Here is a 21,312-nt window from a genome sequence, read left to right as displayed (position 1 = left end):
TTATCTTTCGCTGTGTTATCAAGCTAATATTTAAAAATTATGGAAATATATCACGGTGGATACTGCCCGGTAGAGACTCCTGGAATTATTGAAGGTAGATATGCTAAAGATTTTGGTACGGGCTTTTACTGTACGGAATTGAAAGAGCAAGCTGTCCGTTGGGCAAGACGCTATGATGCATCGGTGGTCAATATTTATGATTTTAAACTAAATCCGGCATTGAATGTTTTATGTTTTACAGAGATGACAGAAGACTGGCTTGATTTTATTGTGAACTGCCGTAATGGGATGAAGCATCATTATGATATTGTAATCGGAGCGATGGCGAATGACCAGATTTATAATTACATATCAGATTTTATTAGCGGAGTTCTAACAAGGGAGCAATTCTGGGTGCTGGCAAAGTTCAAGCATCCTACCCACCAGATAAACTTTTGTACACCGGAAGCTTTGGAATGTCTCACTTTTATTAAGAGCGAGGAGATTAAAGTATGATAGGAAGAGAAAAGAAAGAGTATAATGATTTGTTTTTTGTTTGCAGTTTGGTTGAATATATTGGTCGAAAAACTAAAAACCACCGGAATGTCGTCGTGAATGCGATAGGAAAAGAAAAACTGCTGCGCATTTATGAATTGGCTGACGTTTATCACAGCGAAAACATAGATAAGGTAACAGATGAACTTATTGATGGTTATCATATTGAAACAGGTGTGTTTGATAATGTTGCCGATGCTAAATATGCAATCCCTACTTATTGGGATATAGGGAAAGTATACAAACGATTAATCATTGAACTCTGTGATAAGCAGGATAAAGAGCCAGTTGAAGCCTTGATTGAAGTGTATAACTCATGGCTTTCACGAAAGATTGAGGATTTTAATAGTAGTCTGTATTTTGAAAATCCTGATTATTTGTACCAGTCATATATAAGAGGGGAAGTTCTTTAACATTCTAGTTCTCCCGAACAACTTGCTCCTTTCATTTGTTTCCTTATATGAAGCAAAAATTAAATACCAAAAGAAAGGATTAAATATGATCAGAGAACGGACATTTGCTGAGGCATTGGAACATCGCCGCAGCTATTATTCCATCAGTAACGACTCTCCGGTTCAGGACGAGGAAATTGTACACATCATCCGTACAGCAGTAAAGCATGTGCCTTCGGCATTTAACTCGCAGACTACACGTGTTGTGTTGTTACTGGGCGACGAACATCAGAAACTATGGAGAATTGTGAAGGATCAGCTGGAAGAACGCCTGTCCGAAGAACAATATCGCCAGTCGGAGAAGAAGATCGATACTTCGTTTTCTTGCGGATATGGCACGATACTTTTCTTTGAAGACCGCTCCATTGTGGAAGGACTGCAAAAACAATTCCCTACTTATCGTGAGAATTTCCCGACGTGGTCGCAACATACCTCTGCCATGCATCAGCTGGCCATCTGGACTATGCTCGAAGATAAAGGCCTGGGCGCTTCCCTGCAACACTATAACCCGTTGATTGACGAAGATGTACGCAGCACGTGGCGTCTTCCCGAAACCTGGCAGTTGATTGCACAGATGCCTTTCGGTACTCCTGTTGCCGAACCGGGCGGGAAAGAATTTGATGATTTGAGCGAACGCATTAAAATTTTTATCTGATAGTAAATCTCTCAGGATAGAATTGCTTACCTTTGTACGCAAAGGTAAGCGCTTATGATACGTATTTTTTTAACCGGCTACATGGGAGCCGGTAAAACCACTTTAGGAAAGGCTTTTGCCCGCGAACTGAATATACCGTTCATAGATCTGGACTGGTATATCGAAGAACGTCTTCACAAATCCATACGTGAACTGTTCACCGAGCGGGGAGAGGCCTCTTTTCGTGAACTGGAACGAACCATGCTGCACGAAGTGGCTGAGTTTGAAAACGTCATTATTTCGACCGGAGGCGGCACTCCTTGCTTCTTCGATAACATGGAGTATATGAACGAACACGGACAGACCGTTTTTCTGGATGTTCATCCTGACGTTTTGTTCCGCCGGCTGCGTGTGGCTACGCAGCAACGCCCCATTCTGCAAGGGAAAACGGACGAAGACTTGCGAGCTTTTATTGTAGAAGCCTTGGAAAAACGTGCGCCGCACTATGGCAAGGCAAGGTACCGTTTTGATGCCGGACAGTTGGAAAGCCGCCGGCAAATTGCGGATTCTGTGCAGCAATTACGTAACTTGCTGGGCATTTAACCGCTTGTAAATGTGTAATTTTAGGAGGAAAACGCAATAAATATCGAGAATTATCGTATTTTTGTCGCCCTATTAAAATCAAACAACAAACATCTGAGTTACAAAAAATGAGAAAATGGCGTATTGAAGATTCAGAAGAGCTTTACAACATTACAGGTTGGGGCACTTCGTACTTTGGTATCAATGACAAAGGTCATGTAGTGGTGACACCTCGTAAAAACGGTGTCGGCGTCGATTTGAAAGAATTGGTGGATGAGTTGCAATTGCGAGACGTGGCGGCTCCTATGCTGATACGTTTTCCCGATATTCTGGACAACCGGATTGAGAAGACTTCTTCATGTTTTAGGCAGGCCGCTGAGGAATACGGCTATAAAGCGCAGAACTTTATCATCTATCCTATCAAGGTTAATCAGATGCGCCCTGTGGTTGAGGAGATTATCAGCCATGGAAAGAAATTCAATCTCGGGTTGGAAGCCGGGTCGAAGCCTGAACTTCATGCCGTGATTGCTATTAACTCAGATTCTGACTCGTTGATTATCTGCAACGGCTATAAGGATGAGAGCTATATAGAGTTGGCTTTGCTTGCCCAGAAGATGGGAAAGCGCATTTTCCTTGTAGTAGAAAAAATGAACGAGCTAAAGCTGATAGCCAAGATGGCGAAGCAGTTGAATGTTATGCCTAACATTGGTATTCGTATCAAGCTGGCTTCTTCAGGAAGCGGCAAATGGGAAGACTCAGGCGGCGATGCAAGCAAGTTCGGACTCAGTTCCAGTGAATTGCTCGAAGCACTCGACTTTTTAGACTCAAAAGGACTGAAAGATTGTCTGAAATTGATACATTTCCATATCGGAAGCCAGGTTACAAAAATCCGTCGCATTAAGACAGCCTTGCGCGAAGCGTCTCAATTCTATGTGCAGCTTCACTCTATGGGATTCAAAGTAGAATTCGTTGATATCGGTGGTGGCTTGGGCGTAGACTACGATGGAACACGCTCGTCCAGCAGCGAAAGCAGCGTCAATTATTCCATTCAGGAATATGTGAATGACTCTATTTCCACTTTGGTGGATGCCAGTGATAAAAATGATATTCCCCATCCCAATATTATTACGGAAAGTGGACGCGCGCTGACTGCCCATCATTCCGTGCTTATTTTTGAAGTGTTGGAAACCACCACTTTGCCCGAATGGGACGATGATGAAGAAGTAACTGAGGAAGACCATGAATTGGTGCAGGAACTTTATGGCATTTGGGATACATTGAATCAAAATAAGATGCTGGAAGCCTGGCACGATGCACAGCAAATTCGTGAAGAAGCGCTCGACTTGTTCAGTCATGGAATTGTGGATTTGAAAACACGTGCACAGATTGAGCGTCTTTACTGGTCTGTTATGCGTGAGGTGAACCAGATTGCAGGCGGCTTGAAGCATGCTCCCGATGAACTTCGCGGACTGCCGAAACTGTTGGCGGATAAATATTTCTGTAACTTCTCGCTGTTCCAGTCCCTGCCGGATTCCTGGGCTATCGACCAGATATTCCCGATTATGCCCATTCAGCGTCTGGACGAACGTCCCGACCGTGCGGCAACCTTGCAGGACATCACTTGTGACTCGGATGGAAAGATCGCTAACTTTATCTCGACTAAGAATGTGGCACACTATCTGCCCACTCATTCTTTAAAGAGTAAGGAACCTTATTATATGGGTGTGTTCCTGGTAGGTGCCTATCAGGAGATTCTGGGTGATATGCATAATCTTTTCGGTGATACGAATGCTGTGCATGTATCTGTTAATGAGAAAGGATATACCATCGAACAAGTGATTGATGGCGAAACTGTAGCGGAAGTGCTTGACTATGTTCAATATAGTCCTAAGAAACTGGTGCGTACACTGGAGACTTGGGTGACTCAATCAGTAAAAGAGGGACGTATTTCGTTGGAAGAAGGAAAAGAATTCCTTTCCAATTATCGTTCCGGTCTGTACGGATATACTTATTTGGAGTGAATTAGTTACGAGCTACGAGCTACAAGCTACGAGTACTATGCAGCATGTTTGCGCAGCCACTCGTAGCTTGTAGCTCGTAGCTAAAAACTTATAACCATGAGAGAAAAACTGACAGTAATAAAGGTGGGTGGCAAAATCGTGGAGGAAGAAGCTACCCTCCATAAGTTGTTGGATGACTTTGCAGCTATCGAGGGCTACAAAGTCTTGGTACACGGAGGTGGCCGTTCGGCCACAAAATTGGCTGCCCGACTGGGCATTGAAAGTCAGATGGTAAACGGGCGTCGTATCACGGATGCCGAAACGCTGAAAGTAGTGACGATGGTGTACGGCGGGCTGGTGAACAAGAATATTGTAGCCGGACTTCAGGCGCGTGGTGTCAATGCACTGGGATTGACAGGCGCGGATATGGATGTGATCCGTTCCGTAAAGCGCCCGGTGAAAGACGTTGACTATGGCTTTGTGGGTGATGTAAAGCAAGTGAATGCAGAGTTTCTGGGTGATTTGATCCATAAAGGAGTAGTGCCCGTTATGGCTCCGCTGACGCACGACGGTGCAGGCAATCTGCTGAATACAAATGCCGATACTATTGCAGGAGAGACTGCAAAAGCCCTTGCTGCTTTGTTCGATGTGACATTGGTATTCTGTTTTGAGAAGAAGGGGGTGCTTCGTGACGAGAACGATGACGATAGCGTGATACCCCAGATCACTCCTGCCGAATTCAAACAATACGTAGCGGACGGTGTTATTCAAGGAGGTATGATACCCAAGCTGGAGAATTCTTTTGAAGCTTTGAATGCGGGAGTAACTGAAGTGGTAATTACCTTAGCGTCAGCAATTAACGAGAATAGCGGAACCCGCATCAAAAAATAATTCAAAAAAAGTAGTGATCAACTGTAACTTTCCATATACTTAACCGTCATTATTAATAGAGATGCAAGAAATCAGTTTTCGGAATGACATTCTCCCTCTGAAAGACAAACTCTTTCGGTTGGCTCTCCGGATTACTTTCGACAGAGCAGAGGCAGAAGACGTTGTGCAGGAAACGCTGATAAGAGTCTGGAACAAACGTGATGAGTGGACGAAATTCGGTTCTATCGAGGCTTATTGCCTGACAGTGGCAAAGAATCTGGCAATAGACCGTAGCGAAAGAAAAGACGCTCAGACCGTGGAACTGACACCTGAAATGGAACAGACTTCCGGAGCATCCAACCCTTACGATCACTTGGTGGATAAAGAGCAAATGACACTCATCCATCGTCTGGTCAATGAACTCCCCGATAAACAAAGGCTGATCATGCAGCTTCGGGATATAGAGGGTAAGAGTTATAAAGAAATCGCGGTCGTCCTGCATTTGACGGAGGAACAGGTAAAAGTGAACCTCTTCAGGGCGAGGCAAAAAGTAAAACAACGGTATTTAGATATAGATGGTTATGGACTGTAAATATATAGAACAACTTTTAGAACGCTACTGGCAGTGTGAGACTTCCCTTGAGGAAGAAGCGCAATTGCGTGCTTTCTTTAACGGAAGCGACGTTCCGGAGCATTTGCTTCGCTACAAAGACTTGTTCGTATATCAGCAACTGCAACAAGAAGTGGGGTTGGGAGCAGATTTCGACGCCCGTGTGCTTGCAGAAGTGGAGACTCCGGTGGTAAAGGCAAAACGCTTGACGCTTACCGCACGCTTCGTTCCGCTGTTCAAGGCCGCCGCAGTAGTGGCAGTGGTACTTTCATTAGGGAATGTGATGCAGCATTCATTCTATAGTGATGTAAAAGAAGTGGCCGCAGCCGATACGATAGGCAAACAAATTACCACACCTTCGGTAGCTCTTTCGGGAGACGTGACGATTACCCACGAACAACAGATTCTGGATAGTCTGCAACGGGTAGACAAGAAGGTGGAACTGAAGAAGTAACGTTTTCATTTGCTTTTAAGAATAACATTTTCATTTGCTTTAAACATAAATATAGTTAGTGTGCTTTATTAAAACAACAAATTGAGGCTGTGAAGTTTCAATTCTCTCAAATTCTTATAAAAACTAACTAAGATAGATGGGACGCCGCGAGATGCAGCGTCCCTTTTATGCATATATACTCTTCAAAGCTGAGGCGATTTATTAAAAACGAACCGGTAAGATGGTTATTATAGTAGGATTTTATATCTTTGTCCTGTTCGTAAACGTTTGTAAGCATGAAAAACCGGTACCTGCTTTTTGTAATCTCTTTGCTGTTCTGTTGCCTTCTGCAAGCGCAGGAGAAAATAGATTCTTTACTGGTGGTTCTGGACAGGACAATTGAAAACACCGTTCAATACGAGCAAGCCAGACTGAAACGCATTGATCAGATCAAAGAATATTTCCGGACTCGTAAGAGTACTTCTCCTTCCGAGGAATACCAAATCAATCAACAACTTTTTGATGAATATGAAGCGTATATTTGCGATTCAGCAAGACATTATATCAATCGCAATATCGAGATTGCCCTTCAGCACAACAATCAAGATTGGCTGGATGAAGCCAAACTGAAGAAGGCAAGCATCCTGGGAAAGACAGGTCTGTATGCAGAAGGCGTGGCCTTGTTGAAGTCTATAGATAGCAAGCAACTTTCCAGAGAACAACTCATTGAATATTACATCACTTTTGAGGATATTTATCTCTATCATGCAGAGTATGCGATGGACGACGAATATCAGATCGAATATCTGAATAACCTGTATACCTACCGCGACTCTGTATTGCAGATGGTAGAAGAGGGGTCTTATCAGTATGTCATAGCTTATACTCCCGAACTTCTGCAACAAGGAAGAGGAGAGGAAGCCATTGAAATGTTGGAAGCCTATCAGCAAAAGCTTTCACCGGATACACGGGATTATGCAGTGGTGACTTCTATTCTAGCTTTTATCTATCAGAGTACGGGACAGCGGGAAAAGCAAAAAGAGTACTTGATAAAGAGCGCGATTGCTGATATTCGTGGTGTGGTGAAAGAGAATAATTCCTTGCGTGCATTGGCGGAACTGCTATATGAAGAGGGACAATTGCAACGGGCGGATGTTTATATGAAGCGCAGTATGGAAGATGCCAATTTCTACAATGCCCGTCTCCGGAATGTGCAGGCTTCAAGGATGCTCCCGGTCATAGACCATGCCTATCAGGTGGAGAAACAGAAGCATCAGCAGGTGTTACAGATCTTCCTGGTTGTTACCAGTTTACTGACGCTGTTTCTGGCATGTGCGGTGTGGTATGTAATTCGTCAGGTGAAGAAGCTGGCCCGTGCGCGACAGGATTTGCTGGCTATGAATGAAGAGCTGAAACTTCTGAATGAAAGATTGATCGAAGTAAATCAGAGACAGCACGAAACGAATAACTCACTGACGGAGGCTAATCATATTAAGGAGGAGTATGTCGGCCGGTTTATGGGGTTGTGCTCCACATACATTGATAAGTTGGAGGGATACCGCCGGATGCTTAACAAACAGGCTGCTTCGGGAAAGGTGGAGGAACTCTACAAAACGTTGAAATCCTCCCGTTTCATCGATGAGGAGCTGAAAGAATTCTATCAGAACTTCGATAATTCATTCCTTAGTATCTTCCCTGATTTTGTGAAACGCTTTAATGAGCTGTTGCCGGAAGAAGAAAGAATTATTCCTAAACAGGATGAACGGCTGACAACAGAGCTTCGTATATTCGCCTTAATTCGTTTGGGAATTACGGACAGTGCCAAGATTGCAGGTTTCCTGCGTTATTCCATTACTACTATTTATACCTACCGTTCCAAATTGAAGAATCGCTCTCTTTGCCGTGATAATTTTGAAGAAGAGGTGATGAAGATTGGGTCTTTTGCTGGTTAGAGCTTTCTTTGTTTTCATTTAGTTTTTTAACGCCCTTTATTTGCTTTATCTTACTGATATATAATATTTTGATTCTTTTGTTAATCTAGATTTTCTTTAGTCCTCTTTTTCTTCCCCCTTCTTTTTACAGACATTTGCATTGTCGCCTCAACCTGTGGAGGTGAACAGAATGATTGCTAATCTAAAAACTAATAGTATGAATGTAAAAAGAACAAAGTTATGTTTGTGCCGGTCTCTTCTTCTTATGGCCGGATTACTTTTTGCAGTGGCATCCTTTGCCCAGGATTTAACCGTGAAAGGAAAAGTAACGGATACCACGGGCGAAACTGTAATCGGTGCCAACGTAACCGTGAAAGGTACGACTAATGGTATCATTACCGATATTGACGGTAACTATACTTTGTCGGGAGTGAAACCTTCTTCCGTCCTTGTTTTCTCCTTTATTGGCTACAAAACACAAGAAATCCCCTGTAGCGGACGCAAAGAAATCAATGTAGTGCTGTCGGAAGACGCTCAGGCACTGGATGAAGTTGTGGTAGTGGGCTACGGTTCATTGAGCAAGAAAGAACTTTCCAGTTCCATTGTGCAGGTAGACAGATCGAAGTTCCTGCAAGGTTCCATGAACAATCCGATGGAGATGCTGACCGGTAAAGTAGCCGGTTTGACCGTAAACAATACGGCGGCAGCCAATCCGAATGCAAGTTCCTCCCTTCAGATTCGTGGTGCAACCTCTATTTCGGCATCCAATGACCCGTTAGTGGTAATTGATGGTGTGGCAGGTGGCGATATCCGCAACCTGGCAGCACAGGACATTGAGTCGATGACCGTACTGAAAGATGCCGCTTCCGCCGCTATCTACGGAACACGTGGTGCCAATGGTGTAATCCTGATTACTACCCGTAAGGGAGCCGGAGAAGCCGGACGCGCCCAAGTGACTTACGACAGCTGGTTCGGTGTGAACCTGGCAAAGAGTGGCCCGGATATCTTGAGCGCAGACGAATTCCGTCGTTCCCGCCGTGCAACGGACTATGGGTATTCTACTGATTGGTACGACCTGTTGCTGCGCGACTTCTCGTATGATAACAACCAATATCTTTCTATCGACGGCAGTACCAAGAACGGATATTATGGCGCTTCTTTCAATTATAAGAAAGCAACCGGTCTCGATCTGAACAGCAGCCGCGAAGAATTTGGCGGACGCTTTGTCCTGAACCAGCGTATGATGGATGGAATCGTAGAACTGAACGGTTCACTCAACGCCCGTCGCGTGAATGAAGTATGGGGCAACGACGGTATGTTCGATACTGCCCTGAGCATGAACCCTACCATGCCTTTGTATAACGAGGACGGAACTTACTTCCAGCCTACTTCTCCTACCGGAGCACGCAATCCGGTGCAGGAACTGAAAGAGATCGACAATAACGGGCAGCGCGTTTACCTGTTGGGTACTGCTGAGGTAAAAGTCAACCTGATCCGTTCGGAAAAGCAAATGCTGAATACTTCATTGAGCTACTCTTTGCACTACAACGATCTGAAACAGCACTATTATACCCCTTCCACCGCCGGTGAATCATACTGGAACGGTTATAACGGACGTGCAGAAGTGACTTACCAGAAATGGTACACTTCCCGCCTGGAGTGGTTGGGTAACTACTCGCTGGATCTGGGTGACCACAACTTCAAGGCAATGGTAGGCTACAACTACGAGCAAACCACCTGGGAACGCCTGCAAGCCGGAAACAGTGACTTCAATTTCGATGATATTCTCTGGAATAACCTTGGAAGCGGTTCTTATCTTGCCAAAGGAAAAGCAAGCATGGGTACCGGTAAATCTCTTGCCAAACTGATCGGTGTCTTCGGACGTGTTAACTATAACTGGAAGAATCTGTTGATTGCTTCCGCTTCTATCCGTTACGAAGGCTCTACCAAATTCGGTGCAGATCATAAATGGGGCGCTTTCCCGTCTCTTTCCCTTGCCTGGGAAATGGCGAATATGGGTTTCCTGAAAGACCATCAAAACGTCGTCCAGAGTTTGAAGCCCCGTGTCTCTTATGGTGTGACAGGTCGTTCGGACTTCGATTGCTATCAGTCATTGGCCACTTACGGCTCTCATAAAAATGCCCAGCTGAATGTTACGGATACCTATCTGATGGATGGTGCCTGGGTAACAGGTTATGCCCCTTCGGTGAATGCCAACTCCAAACTGGGCTGGGAGAAGAGTGTCAGTATGAACATTGGTGTTGACTTTGCCTTGTGGAACAGGTTGCGCGGTTCTGTCGAATGGTTTGACCGCCAGTCACGCGACTTGCTTTACAACTATACGGCTCCACAGCCTCCCTACATCTACTCTACAATTCTGGTAAACGTAGGAACCACTGTGAACCGTGGTATCGAAGTGTCTCTGGAAGGCGACGTTTTCAAAGGAACTCCCGTAGAATGGACATCCGGCATCAACTACTCTTACGGTACTACAAAACTGGATAAACTCTCCAACAGCCTGTACAAAGCTTCTTATGTGGAACTGTATCAGAAACCGGGCGTAGGTACCAGCGAATACTTCTTCCGTGTGGAAGAGGGCAGCAAGATCGGCCAGTTCTATGGCTATGAGTATGCCGGTGTAGAGAATGGTGATATGATGATTTATACCGATGAAGGCGAAAAGGTTCCCGTGTCCAAGGCGGATGTGAAGTACAAACGCTATATAGGCAATGGTACGCCGACCTCTTATCTCTCCTGGAGCAACACGATCCGTTATAAGAATTTCGACCTGAGCCTGATGTTCAACGGTGCTTTCGGTTTTGAGATCTTCAATATGCGTCGTTACGGAATGGGGCTGAAAGGTTGCGGTACGGACAATGTGCTGCGCGATGCTTATGGAAAAGATGCGGATATTACAACCGGTGGCGGTGTGATCTCTTCCTTCTTCCTTGAAAAGGGCGATTACTTTAAACTGGATAACCTGACTCTGGGATATACCATCACCCCGAAAGAAAACAAGTTCATCAAGGGTATGAGAGTTTATCTGACAGCTAAGAATCTGTTTACGCTGACCGGTTATTCCGGTAACGATCCCTCAGCCGTTGCCATCAACGGACTGACTCCGGGTGTAGATACAAACAGCGCCTATCCTTCGGCTACCCAGTTGAGCGTAGGCTTGAATATCCGTTTCAAATAAGGCTATCGTTTTAATCATTAATACAGAAAAGAATTATGAAATATCTGAAATATAAATGTCTGTTGGCAATCATTCTGGGTTGTTCATTGAGCGGTTGCTTCGACCTTACGGAAGAAGTGTTCGACCGTGTAGACTCCGGCGTCTATTATCAGGACGAGAATAGTGTGAAGAGTGCGGTAGCTACCATCTACTCCACAGGGGCTACCAGTTATGCCGAATACTTCTGGTACATGCAGGAATTTCCTGCCGATCAGGTGACCTGGCGTGTATGGAATGGCGGTCAGTGGGGATATGATGAGGGTGAAAAGTTCATCTTCTCCATCCAGAACTGGACTCCCGATGCCAAGATTATCCGCAGTGCCTGGGAGAATGCATGGACCACTATCGGCCTGTGTAACACTTTATTGGCTGATATGGGGAGGTTAACTTCTGCCGACCTGAAGATGACCGATGAGAAACTGAAAGCTTATGAAGGCGAAGTACGTACACTCCGTGCCTGGGCTTATTACAATATCTTCGAAATCTGGGGTGGTGCATTGCCGCTGAATATTGAACCGGCCACAGTAGACGGTGAATTGCCACCCACTGCCGATCCGGACTTCGATACAAGTTGCAAGAAGATTTATAACTTCATTGCTACCGAGCTGGATGATTGCTACGAAGGAATGGTCGAAAATCAGGTGAACCGCATGAACAAGGCCGTGAACCGTATGATCAAGGCCCGCCTGTTGCTGAATGCCGAAGTGTTCATCAAAGAAAACCATTATACCGAATGTGCCGAATTGTGCCGTGAAATAATCAGTGGTAAATATGGTAACTATGAATTGGCAAAGGATTACCGTGATATTTACTCTATCAATAATACCGAGTGTCCCGAAGTCATCATGGCTTTTGCCTGCGAAGACGGTAAACTGAATATGGGATGGATGCGCATGACTTTCTACCCTTATAATATCTGGGACTATTTCGGAGGTACTTACAGCCAGAGCGGTTGGAACTGTACTTGTCTGGTTCCTTCGTATGACAATGCGGGAACGGTGAATGAACTGGGAGGTACACAGGGAGCTACCTGCTTCCTCGATGCGGCTTACGGTGACAAACTGGGCGCAGTCTACGAACGCTTCGACGACCGCGACATCCGTAAAAAGAATTATAGCTATGACAAAAAGAACGGCTACAGCGGTATCTTCCTGAAAGGTGCCATAAAAGCTAACTATGGTAAAGGTGAGCCTTTGAAAGCCGATGCCGACCGTGACGGACAAGACCTGGCGTATGTGGATCAGGTAGGTACGTTCATGAATCTGGGACGCAATTTGGAAACCGTCATGTCACCGCGTTGGGGAGAGACGAACTCCGGCCTTCGTCTGGTGAAGTATCCGGTATATCCTACTTCCGCAGCCATCGACTTCCAGAACATCGACGAGGTGGAATTCCGCCTGAGCGAAGTGTATTATATGCTGGCAGAGTGTGAAATGCGTGCCGGACAAGCCGACAAGGCCAAGGAATTGGTGAACGAAGTACGTAAACGTTACTTCAGTGCCGGCGACTGGGCAGACGTGAAAGACAAACCGGGGCGTGGCTTCACCGCCTTCGATATGGACTGGATGTTGAGCCAGTGGGGTGTTGAGTTCCTGAATGAAGGTCGCCGCCGCCGTACAGACCTGCGTCGCTTCGACAAATTCACGCAAGGACAGTGGTGGTTCTTCGGACGTGCCACGGACAATGGTCAACTTTATCCCGCCAAGCGTGATCGTAAATATGAGTGGTATCCGTTGCCTGCTTCTGCATTGCTTGTCAATCAAGGACTGATACAGAACCCGAATTATAAATAACTCAAAAACAGAAAATCCATGAAAAAGATAGTTTATTGGCTGTTTATGTTGCCGTTGTTTGCTCCTGAGAAGTCATTTAAGGCGGTGGAACGTCGCTTAGATTCCATTCAGACATTGGGAATCAACGTGGTGTGGTTCATGCCGATCAATGAAGTGGGGCAGGAGAAATCTGTGAATTCCCCCTATTGTGTGAAGGACTATAAAGGAGTGAATCCGGAGTTCGGTACACTGGATGAGTTTAAGGCCTTGGTTGCCACTTGCCATCAGAAGGGGATAAATGTAATTATCGACTGGGTAGCCAATCATACTTCCTGGGACAATGCATGGATTGCCAACAAAGAATGGTATACGCAGGATGAGGCCGGAAACATAATCTTTCCTGCCGGAACCGGTTGGAAGGATGTGGCCGACTTAAACTTTGATAATCAGGAGATGCGCCTGGCAATGATTGAAGCCATGAGGTTTTGGGTTACAGAAATCGGCATCGATGGCTTCCGTTGTGATGCGGCGGACTTTGTTCCCTTCGACTTCTGGAAACAGGCGCTCGACTCTTTGCGTGCCATCCCAGAGCGTTCGTTGCTGATGCTGGCTGAAGGGAAAAGACGCGACCACTTTGATGCTGGTTTCGATATGAATTATTCCTGGGACTTTCTGGAGTCACTTCGCGATGTATTCGTAAAAGATGCTCCGGCACAGGAACTGTTTGCTACGGATAAAGCGGAGTATGACACTATCCCCGTAGGAAAAGTGAAACTGCGTTTTACCACCAATCATGATGAGTCGGCAAAGATGTCGCCTACTAAAGAATTCGGAGATGTGCGCGGCTCTATGGCAGCTTTCGTACTGACTACTTATCTGCATGGAGGAGCGTTGATTTATGGTTCACAAGAGGCGGGTTATCCCGAAGCTATCAACTTCTTTACGTATGTTCCGGTGGATTGGACGGGGAACAGTGAACTGTATCAGGAATACTGTCGTTTGATGGCTCTTTACAACGAGTATCCGGCTATCCGTAAAGGGGGATTGAAGACATATCCGCAACCCGATGTGCTGCTCTTTGAAAAACAGGATGGTAAAGACCGTGTGTTGGTTGCTGTAAATGTACGTAATCGTGAAGTAAATGTGACGCTTCCGCAAGAGTGGAACGGACATCCAAGTAAAGATATGTATAGCGGAACAGAAGAGAAGCTGGAAGCAGAACTGAGTCTGTGCCCTTATCAGTATCGAATCTTTAAGTATTGATAATATGATAATATGAATAAATGATAATTTATCAAGCTCGATTTTTCAATGTTCGTCTTGCAAATTATCAGTTTATATATAATACTAAAGCCATAATAGAATATGAAACATTCTCTTTTTATTGCCTTTTTCCTTTGCCTCGGCTCGTTCGCCTCGGCCCAGCAACTCACTTCTCCTGACGGTAACCTGTCATTGGAGTTTATGGAGCAGGCAGACGGCGTTCCGGCATACCGGCTGGACTATAAAGGCAAACCCGTTTTAACTTCCGGTCGTTTAGGTCTCCTGACGGAAGAAGCCGACCTGACCCGAGGATTCAAACAAACAAACCTTGAACGTGCCTCTGTTGATAACTACTGGAATCCCGTCTGGGGTGAGTACAACCGTGTACGGAATCATTATAACGAGATGACCGTCACCTTGGAACAACCGGAAACAGGACGGATCCTAAATATCCGTTTCCGTCTGTTCGATGATGGCCTGGGCTTTCGCTACGAACTGCCTTTGCAACGCAAGATGAACTACCTCACCGTAAAAGATGAAGTAACCGAATTCAATCTCACGGGAAATCACAAAGCTTTCTGTATCCCCGGCGATTATGATACCAATGAGTTTGCCTATACCACCGCCCCTCTATCGGAAATAGCAGTGGATATGGAGAAAAGAATCGCCAAGAAATCTTATGAATCGAAAGCCGAAGGCGGTTTGACAGTGCAAACCCCGTTAATGATGAAAAGCGAAGATGGTATCTATCTGAATATCCATGAAGCCGCTTTAGTGGATTATGCCGGTATGTTGCTGAATGTGGACGACAAACAGTTTAAACTGAGCGCCCACCTGACTCCCGATAAATTGGGTAAGAAAGGCTACTTGCAACTGCCCGTGCTGTCTCCTTGGCGTACTGTTATTGTCAGTGATGATGCCCGCGACATTCTTGCTTCTCAATTGATTTATAATCTGAACGAACCTTGCCAATATGAAGATACCTCCTGGATTCGTCCGATGAAATTCGTCGGCGTGTGGTGGGAAATGTTCACAGGCGAAGGAAAGACCTGGGCGTATAGTGATTTCTATCAGGCCAAACCCGGCATTACAGATTATGCAAAACTGAAACCCAACGGCCATCACCCCGCCAATACCGCCCATGTGAAGGAATATATCGACTTCGCCTCCGCCCATGGCATCGACGGAATACTGGTGGAAGGCTGGAACGAAGGTTGGGAAGACTGGGCTTCCTACCGGAAAGACCGTCAGTTCCTTTTCAATAAAGCCTATCCCGACTTCGATGTCAAAGAACTGCAACGTTATGCCAAAGAAAAAGGCGTGCAAATGGTAATGCATCACGAAACAGCCGCCAATGCTGCCGACTACGAACGCCAATTGGATGAGGCCTTCCAGTTCATGGTAGACAATGGCTATCATGCCGTAAAAACCGGTTACGTAGGTTACATCATTCCCCGTAATGAATATCATTCTTCCCAATGGATGAACAACCATTACATCCATGTAGCCCGTCGCGCTGCTGATTATAAAGTAATGGTTAATAGCCACGAGGCAGTACGCCCCACCGGTTTGTGCCGTACTTACCCCAACTGGCTGGCTCAGGAATCGGCCCGTGGCGGAGAGTTCGAAACAATGGGCGGCAATGATCCCGATCATACCTGTATCCTGCCTTTTACCCGCCTGAAAGGTGGTCCGATGGACTATACCCCGGGTATTTTCGAGACAAGACTGTCTTATTACAACGGTGAGAAACCCAACGAACGCGTGCACACCACTTTGGTGAAGCAAATGGCACTCTACATGACCATGCCTTCTCCTATCCAGATGGTAGCCGACTTGCCTTCCAATTACGCCCGTTTCCCGGATGCCTTCCGCTTCATTGAAGACGTTGCGGTAGACTGGGACAACAGCTGGTATCTGGAAGCCGAACCGGGAGATTACATCACCGTAGCCCGCAAGGCAAAAGGTAAAAACGAATGGTTCGTTGGCGGCATTACCGATGAGAACAGTCGTACGGCAACGATTCCTTTCTCTTGGCTTCCGGAAGGAAAACAATATATCGCTACCATTTACGAAGATGGCAAGGATGCAGATTGGGATACCAATCCCCAAAGTTATCGTATACGTAAGGTAGTAGTGACACCTAAGAGTGTGCTGAAACAGAAATTAGCCGCCAGCGGCGGCGTTGCCATCAGCATCAAAGAGGCTGATAAGACGGAGATGAAAGGTTTGAAAACCATCCGCTAAGGCATAAAGGCATTAAATGGAGATATACTCTGCATTTAATATTAAAGTTAACAATACGAATAGGGAGGCCGGGAGGTTTCCCTATTTTTTTGTGCCTTAGGGAAGCCTTTTGAGAAATTAATTCATTTTAGTGCAGAAAAGAAGGAAAAGAGTGATAAGGTGGTAAGGTGATAGGGTGATAAAGTAGCTGCGCTATATATCACGGAGCGTTATCCCGCTATCACCTTATCACCTTACCGCCTTATCACTCTTTGTTCAAAACCGCTCAAAAACGAATCATCTTCGTTTGAAATAACACCATTGGATAAAAACAACGAAGGGCTTCCTCCCGGAAACCCTTTCGCTTGAATTTTGTGTTAAACTATCCTTTTTATAGTAGTCATAAGAGAGAATCTTAAAGTTTGTACAGGCTCTTCTTCGGGTAATCCAGTTCCGGATTTCCTTTGTAGCCTATCTTTCCGCTGCCGCTGGTGCGTGCTTTCAGGAACTCGGTTGCGAAACATTTGATGCTGCCCGAGCCTGCTACACTGGCGGTGACGCGTTGAGCCTCGTAACCTTCTGTAAGCAAATCGCCTGATCCGGCTACGCTGTAAGTAGCTGTTTGGGTTGTACCGGTAATAGTTGCCGAGCCTGATCCGGCCACACTTGCTTCCGTGCCCGTAGCTGTTACATTTCTTAATACCATGTCACCCGATCCTGCAACGGATACTTTCAGGTTGTTACAAGTAATATTATCAGCATTGATATCGCCCGATCCTGCTACAGACACTTTCATATCATTGCATTTGATGCCGCTGCCTTTGATATCTCCTGAACCGGCAACATTGATTGATAAATTGTCATTAGTCTGGAGACCGTTTTTCAGGAAGATATCTCCTGAACCGGCAACAGAAATCCCATTCAGAGTTTCGGCGGATACACGTACTTCGAGTTTCTTGTAAGACACATTGACGTCCTTCTTGAAACCTATATATAAGGTGTTGTCCTTTACTTTAATATCCAGCAAGTCAATAATGTTGTCCGAGGTGTAGACTTCTACTTCGGGGCGTCCCGACTTCTGAGTAAACGTAACATCAGGGCTACCGGCTACACTGATCTTTTTGAAGTTATCTACCTTGATATCCTTCGTTACGTATTTATTGCTGGCTATCACTTTTTTACTACCCCAGTTACCTGAACTGTAGTTCTTGCTTTGTGAGCACGCTGTTGTACTAAGGATTAAACAGATACATGTGAGGAGGCTTGCTAACTTTTTCATAACTTTTTTAGTTTTATAATTATTCATTTATATTATTCCTGTTTATCTATTAGACGTAAGTTGCTTAAAAAAGGTTGCATACTTTTTTCTCTTTTTTCAGAAATCCTTTTGGCAACGTCCGGTTGCATTCTATAGGTCAATATTCATGCCAGTTTTATAAAGCGCTGATAATTAGCATGTATTCTTCTAGGAAAGGTGTTCATTTTCGGACACTTGTCCGTTTTTGGATATCTAGTCATTTGTATATTCGAACGATATTTCGTTTATTTGTCTGTTTATTCATTGGGAGGTTTTGTCGTTTTGGAAAATGTATTGGAAGATAATGAACTTGGATGCTTTCTTATTAAAGTGAATCCCCGTGCGCGGCGTTTGACTTTCCGTACGCGGGAAGATGCTATCTATGTAACCATTCCGCCGGGAACTACACTTAAAGAGATAAAGAATGCGATAGAAGAACTGCGTCCCCGTTTGCGGGTGGCCCGGAAAAAACATACTCGTCCTCTGATAGACTTAAACTTTCGGATTGATACGGAGTTCTTCAAATTAAGTCTTGTAAGCGGACAGCGCGAACGTTTCCTTTCACGCTCCGAGTTGGGAGAGATGCAGATTATCTGTCCGCCGGGAGCCAATTTTGCTGATGCGGAATTACAAGCATGGCTACGTAAAGTCATCGAGGAGGCTCTGCGTCGTAATGCAAAGATCATTCTTCCACCCCGTCTGTATATGCTTTCACAGAAACACAATCTGCCTTACCAAAGTGTAAAAATCAATTCCAGCAGTGGGCGCTGGGGGAGTTGTTCGGCACGGCGCACAATCAACCTGTCTTACTATCTGGTTTTGTTGCCGAAACATCTGATAGACTATGTACTTCTGCACGAATTGTCTCATACTCGTGAGATGAATCACGGAGAGCGTTTCTGGGCACTTCTCGATGAATTGACGGAAGGAAAAGCCCAAGCTTTGCGGAAAGAATTGAGGCAATATCGCACGGAGTTTTAACCACGACTTGGATCACCCTTAAACCGTATCTGAGCCGTACTTGCTCCGTACCAACTCCGTAGTTCCTTCGGTCAGAGGTACCTCTGAGTGGAGAATGTACGGAGCAAGTACGGTGCAGATACGGTTCGGGTACGATGCAGACATGATTCTGATACAATCAATACATGGTATAGGAGTTGTCACTGTTTTCCGTGATTGTATTTCTTTTTTGAGTTAATAAACGTAAACGCTCTTGCGGTTTGATAACAAATGTTTATTTTTGAAAAATTAAAGTAAGATGCAAGTTCAGAAGTTTAAATTATATAATTCAAGAAGTTTATGAGAAAGATTGTACTCTTAGTGTTTTGTGTGGTATATTCACTTGCCGGTTATTGCCAGAACTTTGATGAGCCGAAGGGAAAGCCTACGGTATTCATTGACTATTTCAAACGCTCCGGCGATGCGCCGTTCTCGTGGGTAGAGGGCTTGCGTAATACGGTGATTGAGGGTATACAGAAGATGGAACGTGTGATTCTGATTGATGTGGATGCACAGGATGCCTTGCGTATTGAATCGCAACGTCGCTCATCTGCTAATATCTCTTCGGGTGACGATAATGAAATGGACCGCCTCTCAGTGATGGAAGAATTGGGGGCGCAGTTCATCATTACAGGTCAGGTATCTTCTATGACTGCTGCTTATAAGACAAGAGATGGAAAAGGATATTATGATGGCTCAGTATCTTATACACTGAAAGTTATCAATCCGAAGAACGGTACATTGATCGGTACCAAGACGTTTCAGCACAGCGGACTGACCGGAGGAACCGGTGGCAATAAGGAAGAAGCCATTGCCAACACTATCAAAAGTGCGGTATACAGCATGCGCGACTTTGTGGATGAATACTTCAAAATGGAAGGAACTATCCTTGAAGTAAATAGCGAGAAGAAGGGCAAGGCAGAGGAAGTGTACATTAACCTCGGCTCCATGAATGGTGTGAAAGAGGCCCAGAAATTTACTGTTTATGCCATACGTGAAGTTGCCGGACGCGAAGCCAAGAAGGAAATCGGCCGTTTGACCGTGAAGGCGGTTGAAGGAGATGATATCTCTTTGTGTAAGGTGCAGAAGGGTGGTGAAGAAATCATGAAAGCCATCCGTGATGAGCAACCGATAAAGATCGTTTCCCGCGAACAGACATTGATGGGCGGGATTTTCAACTAATAAAACCATACAGTTATTATGAAGCATTGTTTTATGTTTCTTTTGGGAATATTTCTGTCCGCCACTCTTTGCGGACAGAATTATTCCAGTGAAGTGGTCTTTCTGCAACAGCAGGGAAACACATTGACTGTCCGTGCCCTGGGTATCAGTGAGAAGAAGAAAGAGGCGGCAAATATGGCATTGAAGTCTGCCTTCTATACCTTATTCTATACGGGGGTGGATGGAGTCAATAAAGGAAATCCGATGATTTCTACTGCAAAACCTGACTATGACCGCCGCTTTTTCGATGAAAACCGTTATTCTGTGTTTGTTAAGGACTATACAATTACGGAGGGACCGGAAAAACAAGGTAAGCAATACCGCTGCACGGTGGAAATGACTATTTTGTTCGATGCTTTGCAGAAAGATCTGAACCGGAATAAGGTGCAGACTAATCTTGGTATGGCAGTGGGCACTCCCAACAGCCAGGTAAGTTTGCCTACGGTGACGGTGGTTCCTTATACCAGAGAAGATGAAGATATACGTGCTATCCTGGATCACAATCAGATGTTGAGTTATGCCGTGAGCAAGATGACCAGTGAGTTCAGTTCACGCGGATATAAGACGAAAGATTTCCTTGCCCAACTGAAACGGGCGAAACGGAATGACGTGCTGACAGCCGGTACTCAGTCTGATGCCGTAACTAAGATGATTCAGAATATGGGTGCGGATATCATTGTGACTGCCAAAGTGATGACAACCACTGATACAAGACGTCAAAGCGAAGTGTCGCTGGAACTGACGGCAACTGAGTTTCAGACGGCAGGCAATCTGGCAAGCGCCACTTTCCAAAGTGGTAAGTATGTCACTACAGATACCATTAAGCTGACGGACTATGCTCTCAAAAAGGTAAAAGATGAGTTCTTTACCAAGTTGCAGGCTTCTTTCAATGACATTGTGAAGAACGGTCGTGAGATGGCTATCCAAATGGTACTGGCGAAATCCATCACCGACTGGGACTTTGACCAGCCGTTGCCCGATGGAAGCGCAAGTTTCAAGACCGTATTGGAAGACTGGTTGCAGGCTCACGCCTTGAATGGCGTTTACGATATGAGCCGCAGCAACGACAAGGTGATCGATATGTCCGTACAAGTGCCAATTTGGGATGAAGCGCAGGGACGCGCTTATACCATTTCCCGCTTCAGTACAGAACTGAAGAACTTCCTCGATGAGAAATTAGGGGGAGAATATGTTGCCTCTGTAGTTACAATGGGGCAAGGGTTGACTGTAACCATTAAATAAATCTGCATTTT

The 21,312-nt window shown here is 45.3% G+C and carries 17 protein-coding genes; 16 read left to right on the top strand and 1 reads right to left on the bottom strand.

Annotated elements, in window-relative coordinates:
- Window positions 1-39: 39 nt before the first annotated feature.
- From K6V21_RS03990 to K6V21_RS03930, 13 genes are all read left to right on the top strand, one after another.
- Window positions 40-495, top strand: coding sequence for a DUF3990 domain-containing protein (locus K6V21_RS03990; RefSeq protein ID WP_217716163.1), 456 nt, complete (start codon window positions 40-42; stop codon window positions 493-495).
- Window positions 492-947, top strand: a complete 456-nt coding sequence (locus K6V21_RS03985; RefSeq protein WP_224320907.1) for a hypothetical protein — start codon at window positions 492-494, stop codon at window positions 945-947. Before K6V21_RS03990 ends, K6V21_RS03985 begins: the two co-directional genes overlap by 4 nt.
- 85 nt (window positions 948-1,032) lie before the next feature.
- Window positions 1,033-1,641, top strand: a complete 609-nt coding sequence (locus K6V21_RS03980; RefSeq protein ID WP_224320906.1) for a nitroreductase family protein — start codon at window positions 1,033-1,035, stop codon at window positions 1,639-1,641.
- 54 nt (window positions 1,642-1,695) lie between these two features.
- On the top strand, window positions 1,696-2,223 hold the full coding sequence (locus tag K6V21_RS03975) for a shikimate kinase (protein ID WP_217716165.1): 528 nt from the start codon (window positions 1,696-1,698) through the stop codon (window positions 2,221-2,223).
- A 107-nt stretch (window positions 2,224-2,330) separates the two neighbouring features.
- The gene (gene speA, locus K6V21_RS03970; protein ID WP_224320905.1) at window positions 2,331-4,223 is read left to right on the top strand and encodes a biosynthetic arginine decarboxylase; all 1,893 of its coding nucleotides are present in this window, start codon (window positions 2,331-2,333) and stop codon (window positions 4,221-4,223) included.
- Window positions 4,224-4,319: 96 nt separating this feature from the next.
- A complete protein-coding gene (gene argB / locus K6V21_RS03965) occupies window positions 4,320-5,093 on the top strand; it encodes an acetylglutamate kinase (protein WP_224320904.1) in 774 nt (257 codons plus the stop codon).
- 61 nt (window positions 5,094-5,154) lie between these two features.
- Window positions 5,155-5,664: an RNA polymerase sigma factor gene (locus K6V21_RS03960; protein ID WP_007210941.1), complete on the top strand. Its 510-nt coding sequence runs from the start codon at window positions 5,155-5,157 to the stop codon at window positions 5,662-5,664.
- Window positions 5,654-6,136 carry a hypothetical protein gene (locus K6V21_RS03955; RefSeq protein WP_217716168.1) on the top strand — a complete coding sequence of 161 codons (483 nt, stop codon included), beginning with the start codon at window positions 5,654-5,656 and terminating at the stop codon, window positions 6,134-6,136. Before K6V21_RS03960 ends, K6V21_RS03955 begins: the two co-directional genes overlap by 11 nt.
- Before the next feature lie 275 nt (window positions 6,137-6,411).
- Window positions 6,412-8,067, top strand: coding sequence for a DUF6377 domain-containing protein (locus K6V21_RS03950; protein ID WP_224320903.1), 1,656 nt, complete (start codon window positions 6,412-6,414; stop codon window positions 8,065-8,067).
- A 196-nt stretch (window positions 8,068-8,263) separates the two neighbouring features.
- A complete protein-coding gene (locus tag K6V21_RS03945; protein WP_224320902.1) occupies window positions 8,264-11,242 on the top strand; it encodes a SusC/RagA family TonB-linked outer membrane protein in 2,979 nt (992 codons plus the stop codon).
- A gap of 35 nt (window positions 11,243-11,277) precedes the next feature.
- Complete coding sequence (locus K6V21_RS03940) at window positions 11,278-13,074, top strand: RagB/SusD family nutrient uptake outer membrane protein (RefSeq protein WP_224320901.1); 1,797 nt, start codon at window positions 11,278-11,280, stop codon at window positions 13,072-13,074.
- Window positions 13,075-13,092: 18 nt separating this feature from the next.
- Entirely contained in the window at window positions 13,093-14,316 is a 1,224-nt protein-coding gene (locus K6V21_RS03935) for an alpha-amylase family glycosyl hydrolase (protein WP_224320900.1), read from the top strand.
- Window positions 14,317-14,418: 102 nt separating this feature from the next.
- On the top strand, window positions 14,419-16,563 hold the full coding sequence (locus tag K6V21_RS03930; protein WP_224320899.1) for a glycoside hydrolase family 97 protein: 2,145 nt from the start codon (window positions 14,419-14,421) through the stop codon (window positions 16,561-16,563).
- Window positions 16,564-16,957: 394 nt separating this feature from the next.
- Here the strand turns inward: K6V21_RS03930 and K6V21_RS03925 are convergent, their stop codons facing one another.
- A complete protein-coding gene (locus tag K6V21_RS03925) occupies window positions 16,958-17,821 on the bottom strand; it encodes a head GIN domain-containing protein (RefSeq protein WP_217716176.1) in 864 nt (287 codons plus the stop codon).
- A gap of 282 nt (window positions 17,822-18,103) precedes the next feature.
- Here K6V21_RS03925 and K6V21_RS03920 point away from each other — a divergent pair, with 282 nt between their 5' ends.
- The 3 genes from K6V21_RS03920 (at window position 18,104) to K6V21_RS03910 (ending at window position 21,301) form a co-directional block, all read left to right on the top strand.
- Window positions 18,104-18,820 carry a SprT family zinc-dependent metalloprotease gene (locus K6V21_RS03920; protein WP_224321997.1) on the top strand — a complete coding sequence of 239 codons (717 nt, stop codon included), beginning with the start codon at window positions 18,104-18,106 and terminating at the stop codon, window positions 18,818-18,820.
- 318 nt (window positions 18,821-19,138) lie between these two features.
- Window positions 19,139-20,020: a hypothetical protein gene (locus tag K6V21_RS03915; RefSeq protein WP_195352718.1), complete on the top strand. Its 882-nt coding sequence runs from the start codon at window positions 19,139-19,141 to the stop codon at window positions 20,018-20,020.
- Window positions 20,021-20,038: 18 nt separating this feature from the next.
- Window positions 20,039-21,301: a DUF6175 family protein gene (locus tag K6V21_RS03910; protein WP_224320898.1), complete on the top strand. Its 1,263-nt coding sequence runs from the start codon at window positions 20,039-20,041 to the stop codon at window positions 21,299-21,301.
- Window positions 21,302-21,312: the final 11 nt, after the last annotated feature.

Origin of the sequence: Bacteroides cellulosilyticus, from assembly GCF_020091405.1 — a bacterium.
Lineage (GTDB): Bacteria > Bacteroidota > Bacteroidia > Bacteroidales > Bacteroidaceae > Bacteroides.
This window is presented reverse-complemented; position numbering and strand designations above follow the sequence as displayed.

Bases quoted from the DNA above. Each gene is read 5' to 3' on its own strand.
- K6V21_RS03935 (WP_224320900.1), top strand. From the start codon at position 13,093: ATGAAAAAGATAGTTTATTGGCTGTTTATGTTGCCGTTGTTTGCTCCT.
- K6V21_RS03950 (WP_224320903.1), top strand. From the start codon at position 6,412: ATGAAAAACCGGTACCTGCTTTTTGTAATCTCTTTGCTGTTCTGTTGC.
- K6V21_RS03990 (WP_217716163.1), top strand. From the start codon at position 40: ATGGAAATATATCACGGTGGATACTGCCCGGTAGAGACTCCTGGAATT.
- argB (WP_224320904.1), top strand. From the start codon at position 4,320: ATGAGAGAAAAACTGACAGTAATAAAGGTGGGTGGCAAAATCGTGGAG.
- K6V21_RS03930 (WP_224320899.1), top strand. From the start codon at position 14,419: ATGAAACATTCTCTTTTTATTGCCTTTTTCCTTTGCCTCGGCTCGTTC.
- K6V21_RS03945 (WP_224320902.1), top strand. From the start codon at position 8,264: ATGAATGTAAAAAGAACAAAGTTATGTTTGTGCCGGTCTCTTCTTCTT.
- K6V21_RS03915 (WP_195352718.1), top strand. From the start codon at position 19,139: ATGAGAAAGATTGTACTCTTAGTGTTTTGTGTGGTATATTCACTTGCC.
- K6V21_RS03940 (WP_224320901.1), top strand. From the start codon at position 11,278: ATGAAATATCTGAAATATAAATGTCTGTTGGCAATCATTCTGGGTTGT.
- speA (WP_224320905.1), top strand. From the start codon at position 2,331: ATGAGAAAATGGCGTATTGAAGATTCAGAAGAGCTTTACAACATTACA.
- K6V21_RS03985 (WP_224320907.1), top strand. From the start codon at position 492: ATGATAGGAAGAGAAAAGAAAGAGTATAATGATTTGTTTTTTGTTTGC.
- K6V21_RS03975 (WP_217716165.1), top strand. From the start codon at position 1,696: ATGATACGTATTTTTTTAACCGGCTACATGGGAGCCGGTAAAACCACT.
- K6V21_RS03955 (WP_217716168.1), top strand. From the start codon at position 5,654: ATGGACTGTAAATATATAGAACAACTTTTAGAACGCTACTGGCAGTGT.
- K6V21_RS03980 (WP_224320906.1), top strand. From the start codon at position 1,033: ATGATCAGAGAACGGACATTTGCTGAGGCATTGGAACATCGCCGCAGC.
- K6V21_RS03910 (WP_224320898.1), top strand. From the start codon at position 20,039: ATGAAGCATTGTTTTATGTTTCTTTTGGGAATATTTCTGTCCGCCACT.
- K6V21_RS03960 (WP_007210941.1), top strand. From the start codon at position 5,155: ATGCAAGAAATCAGTTTTCGGAATGACATTCTCCCTCTGAAAGACAAA.
- K6V21_RS03925 (WP_217716176.1), bottom strand. From the start codon at position 17,821: ATGAAAAAGTTAGCAAGCCTCCTCACATGTATCTGTTTAATCCTTAGT.